Source organism: Actibacterium sp. 188UL27-1 (genome assembly GCF_016901225.1).
Taxonomy (GTDB): Bacteria; Pseudomonadota; Alphaproteobacteria; order Rhodobacterales; family Rhodobacteraceae; genus 188UL27-1.
The window spans coordinates 17,109-32,500 of record NZ_JAFEUL010000027.1 but is presented as its reverse complement, the minus strand read 5'-3'; the positions used below and the strand labels follow the sequence as shown (position 1 = coordinate 32,500).

The following is a 15,392-nucleotide window of genomic DNA, read 5'->3' as shown; positions in this document are numbered from 1 at the left end:
TCGCGCCCGACTGAACGCCGACCTTGTCAAGGATATGCTTCAACTCAAACCCGACCCAAGGCACCACCATAGACCAGGCCTCGACACAACGAAACCGGTAGATCCGCTCCTCCAACGTGGCGCCATCGACCAGATCGTCCAACGCATAATCACCGGGCTTGTCGACCAACCCATCGACCTTGATCGACCAGGGCTTCGTTGTCAGCGTGTGAGCATATTTGGCCGGATCTTCCTTGCTCGTCCCAAATTCATAAAAATTGTTATAGCTCGTGATCTGCTCAAATGTGTTGGGCTCCTCATCCGTCGAAAAGTCAGAGGATGCAGCGTTGAGCTTGGCCAGAACCGGTCCTGCAATTCCACCCAACGCAGCGGCGCCTGCGCCGGTCATCAACTGCCTACGGTTCATGAACACCGATTTCGGTGTTACATCGGACCAGTTCAGATCATTCTTCCAGCGTCCTGCCATCGGTGCCTCCAAATCTCGTTTGTCTGTGCATACCTCTAAACTGGGCTTTTCTAAGTCCAGATCTCATCACCTCACGGGATCGTTTGGTGGATGTAGCTCGGGAAAAGTTCGTTCATCGGGACCGAGATCCCGTTCGGCTGTACAAGCCGGACATGCCTACGCCTGATCTGACGCGGTTCCGATACACCAACTGAATGTGCGATCATCTCCACCTCCTTAGTGATCGAATTAGCGTAATGGGCGACCTTTTCCGCCTTTGTGTTTACCACCAGACCCTTCTGAAAACGTGGATCATGGGTGGTGATCCCGGTCGGACAAGTGTTGCGATTGCATTTGAGCGCCTGGATGCAGCCCAGGCTGAACATGAACCCACGGGCCGAGGTCACAAAATCCGCCCCTGCCGCCAAGGCCCAGGCAACATCGCCAGGATTGACGAGCTTGCCGCTGGCAATCAGGCGGATCCTGTCGTTGAGGCCATATTCTGAGCGCAGATTCGATAAAAGCGGCAGCGCCTCCCGCACAGGCATGCCCACCAAGTCGATCAACGGCATAGGTGCCGCACCTGTTCCACCTTCGCCGCCATCAAGCGTAATGAAGTCGGGGGCAGCGTCCTCTCCGCGCTCGGCAATCAGCTTGAACAGATCGCGCATCGCATCTTCGCCACCGACAACCGTCTTGAACCCAACGGGCTTACCCGTGATCTCTCGGATCTTTTGAACGAAATCCAGCAGATCGCCGAAATCATCGACCTCCACATGACGGTTGGGAGAGAGCGAGTCCTGCCCCCGCACGATCCCCCGGATCTGTGCAATTTCGGCATTGACCTTAGCGGCAGGCAGAATGCCACCTTTGCCGGGTTTCGCCCCCTGAGCCAACTTGATCTCGAACATGCGGACTTGCGGATGGGCGGCCACCTCGCGCAGCTTATCACTGTCCAGGTTACCGGCCATGTCGCGCACGCCGTATTTCGCGGTGCCAATCTGAAAAACCAGATCGCACCCCCCCTTCAGGTGGTAAGGGCTCAACCCACCCTCGCCGGTATTCATCCAGATCCCAGCCTTGGCCGCACCTTTGCTTAGCGCCTCGACAGCGGGACGAGAGATCGCGCCATAACTCATGCCGGATATGTTAAAGATCGACTGCGCCACAAAAGGTTCGCGCGCGGTGGGACCGATCACCATGGCTTCGGTCGCGGCAAACTGGTCATCCAGCGGCGGAAAGGCCGCATTCACAAAGATCGGGGTTCCTGCCACGCCGATATTGCGGGTCGAACCAAACGCGACCGTGTTGCCCATGCCGCCACTGGCCCGGTGGACCCATTCCCGTTGGGCGCGGTTGAATGGCAGCTCTTCCCGGTCCATGGCAAAGAAATACTGGCGAAAGAACTCTCCCAACTCCGAAAACAGATGCCGGAACCGCCCGATCACAGGGTAATTGCGGCGGATCGCATCTTCGGTCTGTCGTCGGTCAATGATAAAGAACGCCAGCGCGGCGAGCATGGCCACACCGATCATAAAAACAAAGAGCAAGGCCAGGAACTGCAACGCCCAACCTGCCCACTCCATGTAATACATGTCTAACCCCCTCAACGTTGGGGTGATTTTGCGGGGCAGTGGCGGCTACTGCAAGGCAAAGGCCCGTCAGATCTTCACGCCGGATCACCTCGCATCACGCAACCGTTACTGGAAATGACGCTCGCCGCTGGCTTAGCTCAGTTCACTTTTCTGTCCACCCATATCGGCGGCAATCCCCCGTGATCTATTGCCGCTCAGCTATCGTAAGATTTGTATTGTCCAACACCGGACAAGGCAACTGAGACAGGAGAGAGACTTATGTTTCGGAGAACTTTTGTTGCACTGACTGCTGCGGCAACCCTGATGGGTGGCGTGGCGTTTGCAGGCCCCAAAGATATTGTGGACACCGCTGCTGGCGCTGGCACATTCGGCACGCTGGTTGCGGCGGTCGAAGCCGCGGAGCTGGTCGATACGCTGAAAAGCGAAGGTCCGTTCACCGTTTTCGCCCCCACGGATGAGGCATTTGCTGCCTTGCCCGAAGGCACGGTTGACGAACTTCTGAAGCCAGAGAACAAAGAACAACTGGTAGCGATCCTGACCTACCATGTTGTTCCCGGTAAGGTAATGTCGGGCGATCTGTCCGGCACGCAAGACGTAGCCACCGTGCAGGGCAGCAACGTGACGATCGATACGTCTTCTGGCGTGACAATCAACGAAGCTGCGGTGACAACCGCAGATATCGAAGCATCGAACGGCGTCATTCACGTCATCGACAAGGTCATTCTGCCCGAAGGGTAAGTTGACCACGGGGGCGGTCTGATCAGACCGCCCCAACCCCCCAATACGCACATCGCCAATAATGAAAAAATCCGGGATCCGTCGATCCACGGAACCGGCTACGCTGACTCACCATCCAAGGAATGAAAATGGATACGATCACCACGACGGCCGTCAATACGTCGGCCTTGTCTGTACTTGTGAGCGCTTTGCAATTTGTCGATGCAGAAACCGGGTCAAATCTGGTCGCCACGCTGGATACACCCGATGCGGGCGTTACCGTCTTTGCCCCCACCAACGCGGCTTTTGGTCAATTGGCCACCGATCTGGGATTTGACGGCGATGCAGCTGATACAGATGCCGTCACCGCTTTCCTTGTGGCCAACGTTCCGGCAACCACTCTACGGGACATCATCACATACCACGTTCTGCCCGACGTTAAGTTTTCCGCCGATCTGGCAGCCGACGATGCTGCCGACGTGGCACTGACAACGCTGAATGGCGCGACACTCACGCCTGAATTGCCAACCCTTGTCGATAACGAACCCGACTTGATCGACCCGTCTCTGGTGGAGGGCCTGATCGATATCGAGGCAACGAATGGCGTCGTACATGTCATCGACCGGGTGCTGCTGCCCATCGATCTGCCGGACAATGATGCCCCCACATTGGCGGGTATCGTGGCGGCCAACGGTGCGGGGTTTGATGACAATGGTGGCGATTTCGATATCCTGCTGGCCGCTGTCAATCTGGCTGGCCTGACCGAGACATTGGACAGTGCCGATGGTGACCTGACCGTCTTTGCCCCAACTGACGATGCGTTCATCGGATTGGCCACCACACTTGGCTTTGACGGCACGGATGAGGCAGGCGCATTGGGATACATCGCCGATGCCCTTTCGCTTCTCAGCGGTGGCGGCGATCCGATTCCGCTGCTGACAGATGTGCTGCTGTATCACGTGTCGGGCGAAAGCCTGCAATCCAGTCAGATCATCGCCAACGGCACCGTCCCGACATTGCAGGGCGGCACGCTGAGGCTGGATGGCTTGAGCCTGCAGGATGCCGATTCTGACCTACCCGACCCAAGCCTGATCACGACGGATATCCAGGCCTCAAACGGCATAGCCCACGCGATCGATGGCGTCCTGATACCCGCTGATCTGTTGCAGTCCGACGGTTCAGACGATGTCGACTTCATCATCGCAGATGATGATCGCAATATCATCCGCACGGGACGCGACAATGACCTGATCGACGCCAAGGGCGGCAATGACTTTATCCGCGCGGGCAAAGGCAACGACAGCGCCCTTGGCGGTGATGGAAATGATTCCATCGGCGGTGGGCGCGGAAACGACACCGTGGATGGCGGTGCCGGCAACGATCTGGTCCGAGGCGGCGGCGGCAATGACATCGTTTTGGGCGGCGAAGGGCGCGACATCCTCAAAGGAGGCAGCGGCGACGATACGCTCGATGGCGGTGCAGGCAGCGACCTGATCTTCGGCGGGCGCGGCGCGGATACGTTCATCTTCAAGCAGGGCAACGGGTCGGATCGCATCTTCACCTTCGGCTTTGGCGAGGACAAGATCGACCTGACCGATTTCGAATTGTCGGGTTTCGAGGCGATCGAAGATCAAATCGATCGCGGTTTCTTCAACACCCGCATCGACTTTGACAATGGCGACCACCTGAGCATCACCACATTCGGGGGCCACCGGATCAGCGAAGACGATTTCATCTTCTGAACCGAAAACCATGTGCGGCGCCTGACGGGCGCCGCAGACCTAGCGCGGCCGCGGCAGCGACCCGTCACGATACGGGGCCCAATCCTCGATCTCAGGGTAGTGGGCGCGCTGCCAGTCGGCCACGCGAGGGTTCATCACGCGCCGCCACAGGGCCGGGATCATCGCAAGACCGGTCATGACAGGATAGCCATAAGGCATTTGTGGTGCCTCCTGCGGCCCCCGAGCCTGAAGAAGCGGAAATCGCCGGTCGGGTTTGTAATGATGGTCGCTATGGCGCTGTAAATTGATCAGCAACCAGTTCGAGGCCAGCTGGTTCGCATTCCACGAATGGCGCGGCTGAACATGTTCATATTTTCCGTCACCCAGATGTTTGCGGGTCAGGCCGTAGTGTTCAATGTAATTGACCAGTTCCAACTGCCAGATCGCCACGATTGCCTGAAAAACGAACAGGCCCAACCCGATCCAGCCACCCAGCGCAAAGGCCAGCCCCAGGAATGCGGATTGCAACAACCCATAGCGCCAGAACGGATTGGAGCGGTGCCACCAGGCACGCTGCCGCCGGGCCAGCATGGCGGCTTCGGCTTTCCATGCGGATACCAGGCACTCCCGCAGGACGCGCGGCAGGAACACATAGAATCCTTCGTTATACCGCGCCGAGACAGGATCACGGGGCGTTCCAACATAGCGGTGGTGGACCAACAGATGCTCACTGCGGAAATGTCCGTATAGTGTGATGGTCATCAGCAGATCACCCATCCAGCGCTCCAGCCGGTTCTTCTGATGCATCAGTTCATGGGCGTAAACGATGCCGATTGTCCCCGCGATCACGCCAACGCCAAAGAACAAGACAACCTTCTCCAGCAGCCCCAGATGAGCGGCGCCGGGCACATACCACACCAAAAAGAATGTGAGGCAGGCCTGAACCGGAAACCAAAGGATCGTCAGAAGCCGATACCAAAACAGATCATCATCACCGGTTTGCGGATCGGCATTCACCTCATACGTGCCTGCTACCGCATCAAGGACCGAGAACAGTCCCCAGGTGAATACGGGCAAGATGGCGACCCAGAGCCCGCCATGGATTGCGCCCATCAGGGCGAGTGGGACCGTCAGCAATGACATCCAAAATGGTGCGGTCTTGGTGAATGAGGTTGCAGTTGCCGGATGGGTGTCTGTGGTTGTCATAAATGGCCTCCCTTGGAATGGCAGCTTACAGACCGCACCAGGTCGCTCAAATGATATCTCCATGTTGCGACGCAAGGTCATAGCACTTGCGCATGACCGTCGGCAGATCCCCGGCACTGAATTCGGCCGCGGCCCGAAACTCTCCCCGATGAGGGAGGAAATTCTCTGGAACACGAGCTGCGAAAACTTGTAGGCGCAGGTGAAAATGCGTGAAGGTGTGGCGCACCTCACCCGGTACTTCGTGCCAATCCGCTTCGACGGGCGGCGATGCGGTCGGCGTATCGCCCCAGTCCGAACCGGGCCATCCCAGCATCCCACCCAACAATCCCTTTGCAGGGCGGGTTTCCAGCAGCCAAGCTCCATCCTCCCGCTGGGCCACGTAGGCGATACCGCGGCGCACGGGCTTGGCCGCTTTCGCGGCCTTTCGCGGCAGATCTGGCGCCACACCAGCGCGGCGGGCAGCGCACCCCTCCATCCAGGGGCAGATCCCGCAAGCCGGACTGCGCGGTGTGCAAATCGTGGCGCCCAGATCCATCACCGCCTGGGCATAATCACCGGGCCGGATCGCAGGCGTTAACCCTTCCGCCAGTTCGGTCAGTTCACCCTTCGCCTTGGGCAACGGCGTCTCGACACGATAATAACGCGCCATCACCCGCTCAACGTTGCCGTCCACAACGGTGGCTTGCTCGTCAAAGGCAATGGCAGCAACCGCAGCGGCGGTGTAAGGTCCGATGCCCGGCAAGGTCAGCAACACCTCTCGCGTCCGGGGAAACTGGCCGTCATATTCCGTCGCCACGACTCGCGCACATTTCAGAAGGTTGCGCGCTCGGGCATAGTAGCCAAGCCCGGCCCAGGCGGCCATGACATCGGCATCCTCTGCCGCGGCCAGATCCGTGACGCGGGGCCAGATCTCGGTAAATCGCAAAAAGTAATCGCGCACGGCAGCCACGGTCGTCTGCTGTAGCATCACCTCGCTCAGCCAAACGCGATAGGCATCCGGCGTCACACCTGACGCACGGTCCGCCGGACCAATCCGCCATGGCATTGAACGGGCATGAATGTCATACCATTCCAGCAGATGCGTGGGCAGATCCGCCACGTCATAACGCATAGTTTATGGCCCTGCCCCGCATTATTCTGGCTCAAAGGACGGCAAACTCTATGATAGCGCTCATCTTGTAAAGTACGGAACATGGCAAAACACAGCGCACATAAATCCCGCCGCATGCGGGGATTTGAACGGGCCTCTGGCCTGCTCACGACCCGTGTGCGCGATGCAGGGGCGAAACGCGGCTTCGCCGTCACGCGGCTGTTGACCCATTGGTCCGAGATCGTGGGAGAGGATGTCGCCAAGAGCGCCCGCCCCGTCGATATCCGCTATGGGCGCGACGGGTTCGGCGCCACGCTGACAGTGCTGACCACGGGTGCCGCCGCCCCGATGTTGCAAATGCAGGAGCCCAAGATCCGCGCCAAGGTCAACGCCGTCTACGGCTACAATGCGATCGCCCGGATCCGCCTGACCCAAACTGCACCGACGGGCTTTGCCGAAGGCCAGGCCCAATTCACGTCCGCACCCAAAGAACCCAAAGCCCCATCAACCGAACACCAGCAACAGGCGGCGCATCTTACCGGCGATGTTGCCAATCCAGACCTGCGCACGGCACTCGAAACCCTGGCCAAAAACGTTCTGACAAAAACAAACTCACCGCAAAAGGACCGCCCATGAACCGCCGCACTCTTTTGATGACCGCCTCAGCCGCCGCCGTTGGGTCCGCAGGCCTTTACTGGTTCAGCAGTGCATCCAATACCGGAACGCTGATACCGCCAGCCCAGGCACAATCGTCTGAAGCATCCGAAATCGACACGTCGGACATCGTTGAAATGACCATGGGGGATCCGGAAGCCCCGGTGACCGTGGTCGAATATGCCTCCTATACCTGCCCGCATTGCGCGACCTTCCACAAGGAAACGTTCAAGAAGCTCAAGACCGAATTCATCGATACCGGCAAGGTGCATTTCATCTACCGCGAGGTTTATTTCGACCGGCCAGGCCTGTGGGCCAGCATGGTGGCGCGGTGTGGTGGCCCGGTGCGGTATTTCGGCATCAACGAGCTGCTTTACAATCAACAGCGCGAATGGACATCGGGTGACTCGTCCGCCGTCGTCGCGAACCTGCGCAAGATCGGTCGCACAGCGGGCCTTGATGACGCCATGCTGGATGCCTGCCTTCAAGATGCTGGCAAGGCCGAAGCGCTCTATGCCAATTATCAAAAGAACATGGAGGCCGACGGAATTCGCTCCACGCCGTCCTTCCTGATCAATGGCAATCTTATCTCGGGCAATACCAGCTTCAGCGAGTTCTCGCGCCTGATCGAAGCCGAATTGCCAAGCTGATCCACATCGGGCGCGCGTAATGATACGGCGGTCGCGCGCCCGTTCCCGGTTGTCTTGTTGCACAATTGCGCATCTTTTTGGACACCGGACCATGAACACCCCAACCTTGTCTCATATCCCCCTCATTCCTCGCAACCTGCTGCTGGGCAATCCCAGCCGGTCTGGCCCGGCTCTGTCGCGGGATGGGACACGGCTGACATGGCAGGCGCCGCTAGATGGCGTGATGAATATATGGATCGCCCCGGTTGACGATATCGCCGCGGCGGAGCCACTGACCCGCTTCACCGACCGCCCGATCTTTTGGAATGCCTGGACCGGTGACAACCGATGGGTCCTCTTCTCCAAGGATATCAACGGGAATGATAATGGTCGTCTGTATGCAGTTAACCCCGATACCGGCGACCTGCGCGACCTAACCCCCTTCGATGACATCGCCCCATTCTTTCAGATGGCGTCCGCCGCCATGCCCGGAAAGATCATCGCCAGCATGAACCTGCGCGACAAAAGTTGGTTTGATCCCTACATCATCGATGTGGAGACCGGCACGCATACCATGCTATATGAAAACACGCAGGGCTTCGGTCAAATCCAAACCGATTGGCAGGGGAACCTTCGGATTACGCACCGAACCTTGCCTAATCGCGGCGGGTCAGAGGTGCTCTTCTACGACCGCGGTCAATTCGAGCCGGTGCGCGTGATCCCCCATGAAGATAGCCTGACGTCCTGGTTTTCCATTTTCAACTGGACCGGCACGCATGTGTCCGCAATCTCGTCGGTTGGGCGCAACACCTCTGCCATGATCCGGATCGACATGGAAAGCGGCGCTGAAGATGTGCTGGCAACCCACGCGGATGCAGATGTTACCGGCATACTGCACCATCCCCAAAGCAAGGAACCCATGGCCGCGCTCGCCGATCCAGGTCGTGCCGAATGGCAGATCCTGGATGATGCCGCGGCCCCCTTGACCAAGGTGGCGGCCTGCTTTCCCGACTCCGACTGCTACATTGCCAGCCTGACCGCAGACAACGCCAAATGGATACTGGCGATGACCAGCCCGGCACAGGGCAACACCTATCACCTCGTTGAAACCGCCGACGAAACGGTGACACCGCTTTTCGCGGAGCGGCCGGAACTTAGTCAACAGCCTCTCGTCGGAATGCAGACGCTTCGCATCCCGTCCCGTGATGGCATGCCCCTGGTGTCGTACCTCAGCCTGCCGCCAACTATTGCGGGCGATCGCCCTCAAGATCCGGTTCCGCTGGTTCTTAACGTTCATGGCGGCCCCTGGGGAAGAGACGTCTATTGCCACGATCCCGATCACCAGTGGCTCGCCAATCGGGGTTACGCCGTAATGTCGGTTAACTACCGCTGCTCAACCGGTTTCGGCAAAGCCTTCGTCAATGCAGGTGATAAGGAACATGCGGGCAAGATCCACAATGACCTGATCGATGCGGTCGACTGGGCCATTGCAGAAGGAATCGCAGACCCGGACAAGATCGCCATCATGGGCGGATCCTATGGCGGCTATGCGGCTTTTGTCGCGGCGACCTTCACACCCGACAGGTTCTGTTGCACCTTGCCCGTTGTCGGCTTTACCGACGTGCAAACGCTTTTGGAAAGCATCCCGCCCTATTGGGAAGATGAACGCGCCTTGTTCATCGACCGCTACGGCGACCCGGAGACTGAGGAAGGACGTGCTCTGCTCGCCTCCCAATCTCCGATCCACAAGGTCGACCGGATTACAAAACCGATGCTGATCACCCATGGCGCCAATGATGTGCGTTGCACACTGGATCAAAGCGACCGGATTGTCGCCGCGATGCAGGCCAAGGATATTCCCGTGACCTATGTGGTGTTCCCCGATGAGGGCCATGGTCTGCGCCGCCACGAAAACCGCCTGGCCCATGCTGCGATCACCGAAGCCTTCCTGGCCCGGCATATGGGTGGACGGGTCGAACCGGTCGGCGATGATTTCAAGGACGCCTCGCACGAAATCCGGGCCGGAGCGCTGTTCGACGACGACAAGCGCATTTGATCCATTGGGATGATCCGGTTCAACACCATCGTGTGGCGCATCAAGGAGCCTCCCCGCCGCTCACACCACAGTGCGAACAGCCAACCGGGACCGTTGTGGCATCCTCCTCGGCCAGCCAAAGCCACCGGCGATCATCGCCAGCCCTGACCCAACTACCGCCGTGGCCTAAGGCGCAGGCTGCGGCGCCTCTTTCAACCGGCTGGCCGTTTGATGCGCAGCCAGCCGCACTTCATCAGCTAGATCTGAACCGGGCAAGGTACGGGCCAGAACCATGCCGCCAACGGCCAACGCGGCCATCGCCAAGGCGCGGGAGCGGGCATCCGCGCCCTCGATCGCGCTTTCGAACAGCCACACCATGGCAGTCAGCAACGCGTGATAGGCGTTCTGAACCTCCTCCCCAGCCCGGGCCACGTCCGAAGGCAGCGCAATCATTGGACACTGGTTTTCCAGATCACCCAGATGCTTTTCCGACAGGTAGCTGTCCAACATATGCTGTGCCATCTCGGGCGACAGCCGCGACAGATCGATGCCCGCCTCATCCCGCCACTGGGCCCCGCGCCCGTGCAGGAAACTGTGCACCGCGGCGCTGTACAACTCATCCTTATTCTTGAAATGATTGTAAAAACCGCCGCGCGTCAGCCCCGCCTCCCGCATGACCATGTCAATGGTCACACCCCGAAGCCCGTGCAGGTTAAACAGGATACGCGCCGTCTCTATGATCCGTGCCCGGGTTCGTTCTTTGTGTTCCGCGCTCAATGGCATCGCGATCCTCCCTGTGTTCCGGCCACCTTAGCAGCACGGTTAATATGTTCTTGAACATATCAAGATGTCCGGCACAGTGACCCCATCAAACGAAAGGAGCGGCAATGCCTAAATTCATTCTAGCTTATCACGGCAGCCCAAAACTGGAGACCAAGGAAGAAGGCCAAGCCCATATGGCTGCCTGGCGCGACTGGATGAGTGGAATGGGCGATGCCGTCATCGATCCCGGCATGCCTGTCGGCCCGTCCAAAACCATCCAGACGGATGGCACAGTGGCGGATAATGGCGGCGCAAATCCCCTGTCAGGCATCACTATCATCCAGGCCAAGACGATGGATGACGCCATCGCCATGGCCAAACCCTGCCCCCATGTCACCGCCGGAGGCTCGATCGAGGTCGCCCAGGCGCTCGATATGGATATGTAAAGACACCCCATGGAAAACCTGCTGAACGCGGTGCCTGTTTGGGCACCCTATCACCCGGCAATGTTGGTGCTGGCAATGCTGTGTCTGATCGCATTGTGCCAATCCCTACTTTGCGCCCCACTGGCTTTCATCAATGGTGGGCAGGTCCCCGGCGCACCGACCCGGCATGATGATACCCATCTCAGCTTTCGTGCGCTGCGGACCTACGCCAACACGGTCGAGAATTTGCCTGCCTTCACCGGTGCGCTCTTGGCGGCCATCATCGCTGGTGTCGGCGCTGTTCTGGTCAACTGGCTGGCTGTCCTCCATCTCGCCTGCCGCCTCGCTTACTGGGCATTCTACTATGCAGGCATCGGCAAACATGCGGGCGGCCCCCGGACAATCGCCTATCTTGGCGGGGTGATCAGCAACATGGTCCTGGTAGCGGCAGCCATCTATGCGCTGGTCTGATCCGCCAGCGCCGCAAAGATCTGTCGATAAACATCAAAGGCGAGGTCTGGTAACTGCCCCGCCACCTTGAAATCCAGCCATTTCACGGAGCTATGCTCTTCACCCAGGTTGGCCGGCACACCGTGCCAACCGTGAACGACATACAGATGAAAGGTCACGTCGCCATCGGCCATATCCCTCAGAAACGCTGATAACGTGACCTCTACGCCGATTTCTTCGCGCACTTCACGCAACAGGGCGTTGTGCAAGGTCTCCCCCGCCTCGACATGGCCACCGGGAAAGCTCCACCGCCCAGGATAGGCCCGTCGCGTATCCGCCCGTTTGGCCATCAGGATCTGCCCATCGCGCACCAACAGGGCCTTTACGATATCTGTCACCGTCCACCTTTCTCGAACGTCCCGGCATATCATAGACCATGGCGGGATGTGCGGTCTGCTGCATCGGGGATCACCCGGCCGCGATCACTTCGATCTCCACCTTCCAGTCCTCCGACAAGGTCTCCACAATAATCGCCGTGGTGGGAAGACGGCGTTGGCCGAGGGCGTGTACCCGCGCCTCCTGGTTCTCGGCAACATAGGCTGCATCCCGCAGATAAGACGTCACCTGCACAATGTTATCGACCGACATTTCGACCTCCTTAAGGATGCGCCGGATATTGGACCAGACCAGATCCAGCTGCGTCGACAGCTCCGGTGGCGCAGTCCCATCCTCCGCCAATCCCATCGTCCCACTGACGAACAACCAACGCCGCGCACCGGTCACCTCCAACGCGTGAATGTAGTCAGGCGTGGCAGCATAGATACCCTGAACCGGATTAATTTGTCTTTCCTGCATGGCAACTTTCCTTTTCTGTTAATGTCCAACAACAAATCATCATGGGATAAAAGCCGGAGATATCGGAATGATATCAAAACCAGATAAGGATCACGCAAAACGCCCGTCTGACCGCCCCCTGGACGCGCTTGACCGAAGGATATTAAGCGCGCTCACCAAGGATGCCCGCCAGACCAACGCCGCATTGGGAGAGCAGGTGGGCCTGTCCGCCCCGGCAGTACATGAACGGGTGAAGAGGTTACGGGCGAACGGGATCATTTCCCGAACCGCGGCGCGCCTGGATGGCCCATCCGTGGGCAAACCCCTGCTCGCCTTTGTCCATGTCGATGCGGATGGTTGGGGCAAAAGCGAACGCATGATGCGGCTGGCGGAATTTCCAGAGGTAGAGGAAATGCATTCCGTCGCGGGGGACACATCCGTCATCATGAAGGTGCGCGCGGCCAACACGCTCGCGCTGGAGCATTTCCTGTCGCAGCTTTATCAACTACCCGGGATACGCGGGACCAAAAGCTTCATTGCGCTATCGACCTACCTGGACCGCCCGGTTCAGGCAGAGGTCACAATGGACTGGCCGACCCTCCATCTCCCGCCTGAATGAAACCAGCCTCCCTTGCCCCTCCCCGGCACTTGGCCTAGCTCAGGGAGACCGCAAACCAGGAGCCCGCCGTGACAGAGCCACTTGACCACCTGACGGACGCGCTCCTGACCGCCGCACGCAAGGCCGGGGCCGATACCGCAGATGCCATCGCCGTCCAGAACCGGGCGGTTTCCATCGACGTACGGCTGGGCAAGCTCGAACAGGCCGAACGGTCCGAGGGCACCGATATTGGCCTGCGCGTTATCCTGGGTAAGCGCCAGGCCTGCGTCGCCTCGTCCTTGCTGACGGCCGACACGATTGCCGAAATGGCCGAACGCGCCGTCGCCATGGCACGCGAAGCGCCGGAGGATCCCGGCGTTGGCCTTGCAGATCCCGCTCAATTGGCGACGAATCTGGACACTGCGCCCCTTGATATGATCGACCCAGCGCCCGAACCGGACCCGGCGGAACTGGAAGCTGCGGCGCGCACCGCTGAAGCCGCCGCCCTCGCCGTCGCCGGGATCAGCCAAGTCGAAAGCAGCGGCGCGCAATTCGCGGGCCGGCGGGTCCATCTTGCCACCACGACCGGGTTTTCCGCAGGCTATGCGCGCACGGATAACGGCATCTTCACCGCCGCCATTACGGGCGAGGGTACGGAGATGGAGGTGGACTACCACAGCGAAGTCCGCACCTACCGCGCGGACCTGCCCGACCCTGCGCAGATCGGGCGCATCGCCGCCGAACGCACCCTGGCCCGCGCAGGTGCCCGCAAGCCCAAGACAGGCGCCTATCCAGTGCTTTATGACGAACGGATCTCTTCCAGCCTGATCAGCCACCTGACTGCCGCAATGGGCGGCACCGCAATCGTGCGCGGCGCCTCCTGGCTGCGTGAGGCGATGGGAGAGCAGGTCCTGCCGAAAGGCATGTCGCTCAGCAAGGAACCGCATCGCCCGCGCACCTCCGGCTCCCGTCTGTTCGATGCCGAGGGGCTACCAACCACCCCCATGGATATCGTCGAAGATGGTGTGCTGAAAAGCTGGACGATGGACTTGTCGACCGCCCGCCACCTTGGCCTGAACAGCACCGGCGATGCCGCGCGCAACACATCTGCGCCCCCGCAACCGATGCTCTTTAACCTGTCGCTGACCCAGGGCACCCAAACCCGCGCCAATCTGCTGGCAGAGATGGGGACGGGCCTTTTGGTTACCTCCATGATCGGCTCCACCATCAACCCGACAACCGGGGATTACTCCCGCGGGGCCGCCGGATACTGGGTGGAGAATGGCGAACTGGCCTATCCCGTCAACGAATGCACGATCGCTGGCAATCTGCGCGACATGCTGATGACCCTGCGCGCGGCCAACGATGCCCGGCCCCACCTGTCGCGCCGGGTTCCGTCGCTGTTGGTCGAAGGGATGACCCTTGCCGGCGACTGATCTGGAGCTGCTGATCCAGGCCGCACATGCCTCCGGCAACATCGCCACACGCTTCTGGACCGACGGTCACAAGACCTGGGACAAGCCAGGCGATGCGGGTCCGGTGACAGAGGCCGATCTGGCCGTCGATGCCATGCTCCACGACACGTTGCGCGCCGCCCGCCCCAATTACGGCTGGCTGAGCGAGGAAACAGAGGATAACACCAAGCGCCTGACCCAGGACACGATCTTTATCATCGATCCCATCGACGGCACCCGCGCCTTTGCCGCCGGAGAGCGCACATGGGCTCATTCCCTGGCCGTTGCCCATCGCGGACAGATCACGGCTGCCGTCGTCTATCTGCCGTTGCGCGACAAGATCTATACGGCGGCGACCGGTCAGGGGGCACAAGCCAATGGTGCTCCGATCCAGCCCAGCCCCCGCACCGCGCTGGACGGGGCGCAGATCCTCGCCTCCAAACCGACCTTCCAGCCGCAGCATTGGATCCCGCCCATGCCAAAGCTCAACCGCAATTTCCGCACTTCCATCGCCTACCGGATGTGCCTTGTGGCCGAAGGGCGGTTTGACGCGATGTTCACCTTCCGCAATACGTGGGAATGGGACATCGCCGCCGGGGCCCTGATCGCGGCAGAAGCTGGGGCCACGGTAACCGACCGCCATGGCACGCCAATTACCTTCAACAGTCCCGATGCCCATGCGAAAGGCACCCTCTGCGCTCCCGCACCGATCCATGCCCAAACGCTCGCGGCCCTCACCACCGAAACCAGCACCCAGCCTTAGTTGACACTCCACCT

Annotated in this window: 17 protein-coding genes (1 of these 17 only partly in view); 10 read left to right on the top strand and 7 right to left on the bottom strand. The window is 59.8% G+C overall.

Translation table 11 applies throughout. From position 1 onward, the window contains the following. Together msrP and IU397_RS21565 are read right to left on the bottom strand one after the other, a co-directional pair. On the bottom strand, positions 1–466 hold the 5' portion of the coding sequence (msrP, locus tag IU397_RS21570) for a protein-methionine-sulfoxide reductase catalytic subunit MsrP (RefSeq protein ID WP_204417575.1). 464 nt of this gene lie to the left of the window's left edge; the window shows 466 of its 930 coding nt (coding positions 1–466); its start codon is at positions 464–466; its stop codon lies off the left edge, out of view. Between the two features lie 71 nt (positions 467–537). Continuing rightward, on the bottom strand, positions 538–2,031 hold the full coding sequence (locus IU397_RS21565) for an FMN-binding glutamate synthase family protein (RefSeq protein WP_204417585.1): 1,494 nt from the start codon (positions 2,029–2,031) through the stop codon (positions 538–540). Positions 2,032–2,298: 267 nt separating this feature from the next. Here IU397_RS21565 and IU397_RS21560 point away from each other — a divergent pair, with 267 nt between their 5' ends. Next, the gene (locus IU397_RS21560; protein WP_204417573.1) at positions 2,299–2,778 is read left to right on the top strand and encodes a fasciclin domain-containing protein; all 480 of its coding nucleotides are present in this window, start codon (positions 2,299–2,301) and stop codon (positions 2,776–2,778) included. A 128-nt stretch (positions 2,779–2,906) separates the two neighbouring features. Next, a complete protein-coding gene (locus IU397_RS21555; protein WP_204417571.1) occupies positions 2,907–4,499 on the top strand; it encodes a fasciclin domain-containing protein in 1,593 nt (530 codons plus the stop codon). 39 nt (positions 4,500–4,538) lie between these two features. Here IU397_RS21555 and IU397_RS21550 read toward each other — a convergent pair whose 3' ends face one another. Together IU397_RS21550 and mutY are read right to left on the bottom strand one after the other, a co-directional pair. After that, positions 4,539–5,684, bottom strand: a complete 1,146-nt coding sequence (locus IU397_RS21550; RefSeq protein WP_204417570.1) for an alkane 1-monooxygenase — start codon at positions 5,682–5,684, stop codon at positions 4,539–4,541. Positions 5,685–5,730: 46 nt separating this feature from the next. Then, positions 5,731–6,795, bottom strand: a complete 1,065-nt coding sequence (gene mutY, locus IU397_RS21545) for an A/G-specific adenine glycosylase (RefSeq protein WP_204417569.1) — start codon at positions 6,793–6,795, stop codon at positions 5,731–5,733. 81 nt (positions 6,796–6,876) lie between these two features. Here mutY and IU397_RS21540 point away from each other — a divergent pair, with 81 nt between their 5' ends. From IU397_RS21540 to IU397_RS21530, 3 genes are all read left to right on the top strand, one after another. Next, a complete protein-coding gene (locus IU397_RS21540; RefSeq protein ID WP_204417568.1) occupies positions 6,877–7,410 on the top strand; it encodes a DUF721 domain-containing protein in 534 nt (177 codons plus the stop codon). Beyond that, the gene (locus IU397_RS21535; protein WP_204417567.1) at positions 7,407–8,078 is read left to right on the top strand and encodes a DsbA family protein; all 672 of its coding nucleotides are present in this window, start codon (positions 7,407–7,409) and stop codon (positions 8,076–8,078) included. The genes IU397_RS21540 and IU397_RS21535 overlap by 4 nt, the downstream gene beginning before the upstream one ends. A gap of 91 nt (positions 8,079–8,169) precedes the next feature. Beyond that, positions 8,170–10,113, top strand: a complete 1,944-nt coding sequence (locus IU397_RS21530; protein ID WP_204417566.1) for a S9 family peptidase — start codon at positions 8,170–8,172, stop codon at positions 10,111–10,113. Positions 10,114–10,278: 165 nt separating this feature from the next. Here IU397_RS21530 and IU397_RS21525 read toward each other — a convergent pair whose 3' ends face one another. After that, the gene (locus IU397_RS21525; RefSeq protein ID WP_204417565.1) at positions 10,279–10,875 is read right to left on the bottom strand and encodes a TetR/AcrR family transcriptional regulator; all 597 of its coding nucleotides are present in this window, start codon (positions 10,873–10,875) and stop codon (positions 10,279–10,281) included. A 104-nt stretch (positions 10,876–10,979) separates the two neighbouring features. Between IU397_RS21525 and IU397_RS21520 the strand changes: the two genes are divergently transcribed. Together IU397_RS21520 and IU397_RS21515 are read left to right on the top strand one after the other, a co-directional pair. Further along, positions 10,980–11,300, top strand: coding sequence for a YciI family protein (locus IU397_RS21520; protein WP_204417564.1), 321 nt, complete (start codon positions 10,980–10,982; stop codon positions 11,298–11,300). A 9-nt stretch (positions 11,301–11,309) separates the two neighbouring features. Further along, positions 11,310–11,750 carry an MAPEG family protein gene (locus IU397_RS21515; protein WP_204417562.1) on the top strand — a complete coding sequence of 147 codons (441 nt, stop codon included), beginning with the start codon at positions 11,310–11,312 and terminating at the stop codon, positions 11,748–11,750. Here IU397_RS21515 and IU397_RS21510 read toward each other — a convergent pair. After that, complete coding sequence (locus tag IU397_RS21510; RefSeq protein ID WP_204417561.1) at positions 11,735–12,127, bottom strand: NUDIX domain-containing protein; 393 nt, start codon at positions 12,125–12,127, stop codon at positions 11,735–11,737. The genes IU397_RS21515 and IU397_RS21510 overlap by 16 nt on opposite strands. A 70-nt stretch (positions 12,128–12,197) precedes the next feature. Then, positions 12,198–12,584 (bottom strand): RidA family protein, encoded by a 387-nt coding sequence (locus IU397_RS21505; protein ID WP_204417560.1) that lies wholly within the window; start codon positions 12,582–12,584, stop codon positions 12,198–12,200. 67 nt (positions 12,585–12,651) lie between these two features. Between IU397_RS21505 and IU397_RS21500 the strand changes: the two genes are divergently transcribed. The 3 genes from IU397_RS21500 (at position 12,652) to IU397_RS21490 (ending at position 15,378) form a co-directional block, all read left to right on the top strand. Next, positions 12,652–13,182, top strand: coding sequence for an Lrp/AsnC family transcriptional regulator (locus IU397_RS21500; protein ID WP_204417559.1), 531 nt, complete (start codon positions 12,652–12,654; stop codon positions 13,180–13,182). Positions 13,183–13,250: 68 nt separating this feature from the next. Beyond that, positions 13,251–14,597 (top strand): TldD/PmbA family protein, encoded by a 1,347-nt coding sequence (locus IU397_RS21495; protein ID WP_204417558.1) that lies wholly within the window; start codon positions 13,251–13,253, stop codon positions 14,595–14,597. Beyond that, the gene (locus IU397_RS21490; protein WP_204417557.1) at positions 14,584–15,378 is read left to right on the top strand and encodes a 3'(2'),5'-bisphosphate nucleotidase CysQ; all 795 of its coding nucleotides are present in this window, start codon (positions 14,584–14,586) and stop codon (positions 15,376–15,378) included. Before IU397_RS21495 ends, IU397_RS21490 begins: the two co-directional genes overlap by 14 nt. The last annotated feature ends 14 nt before the right edge of the window (positions 15,379–15,392 follow it).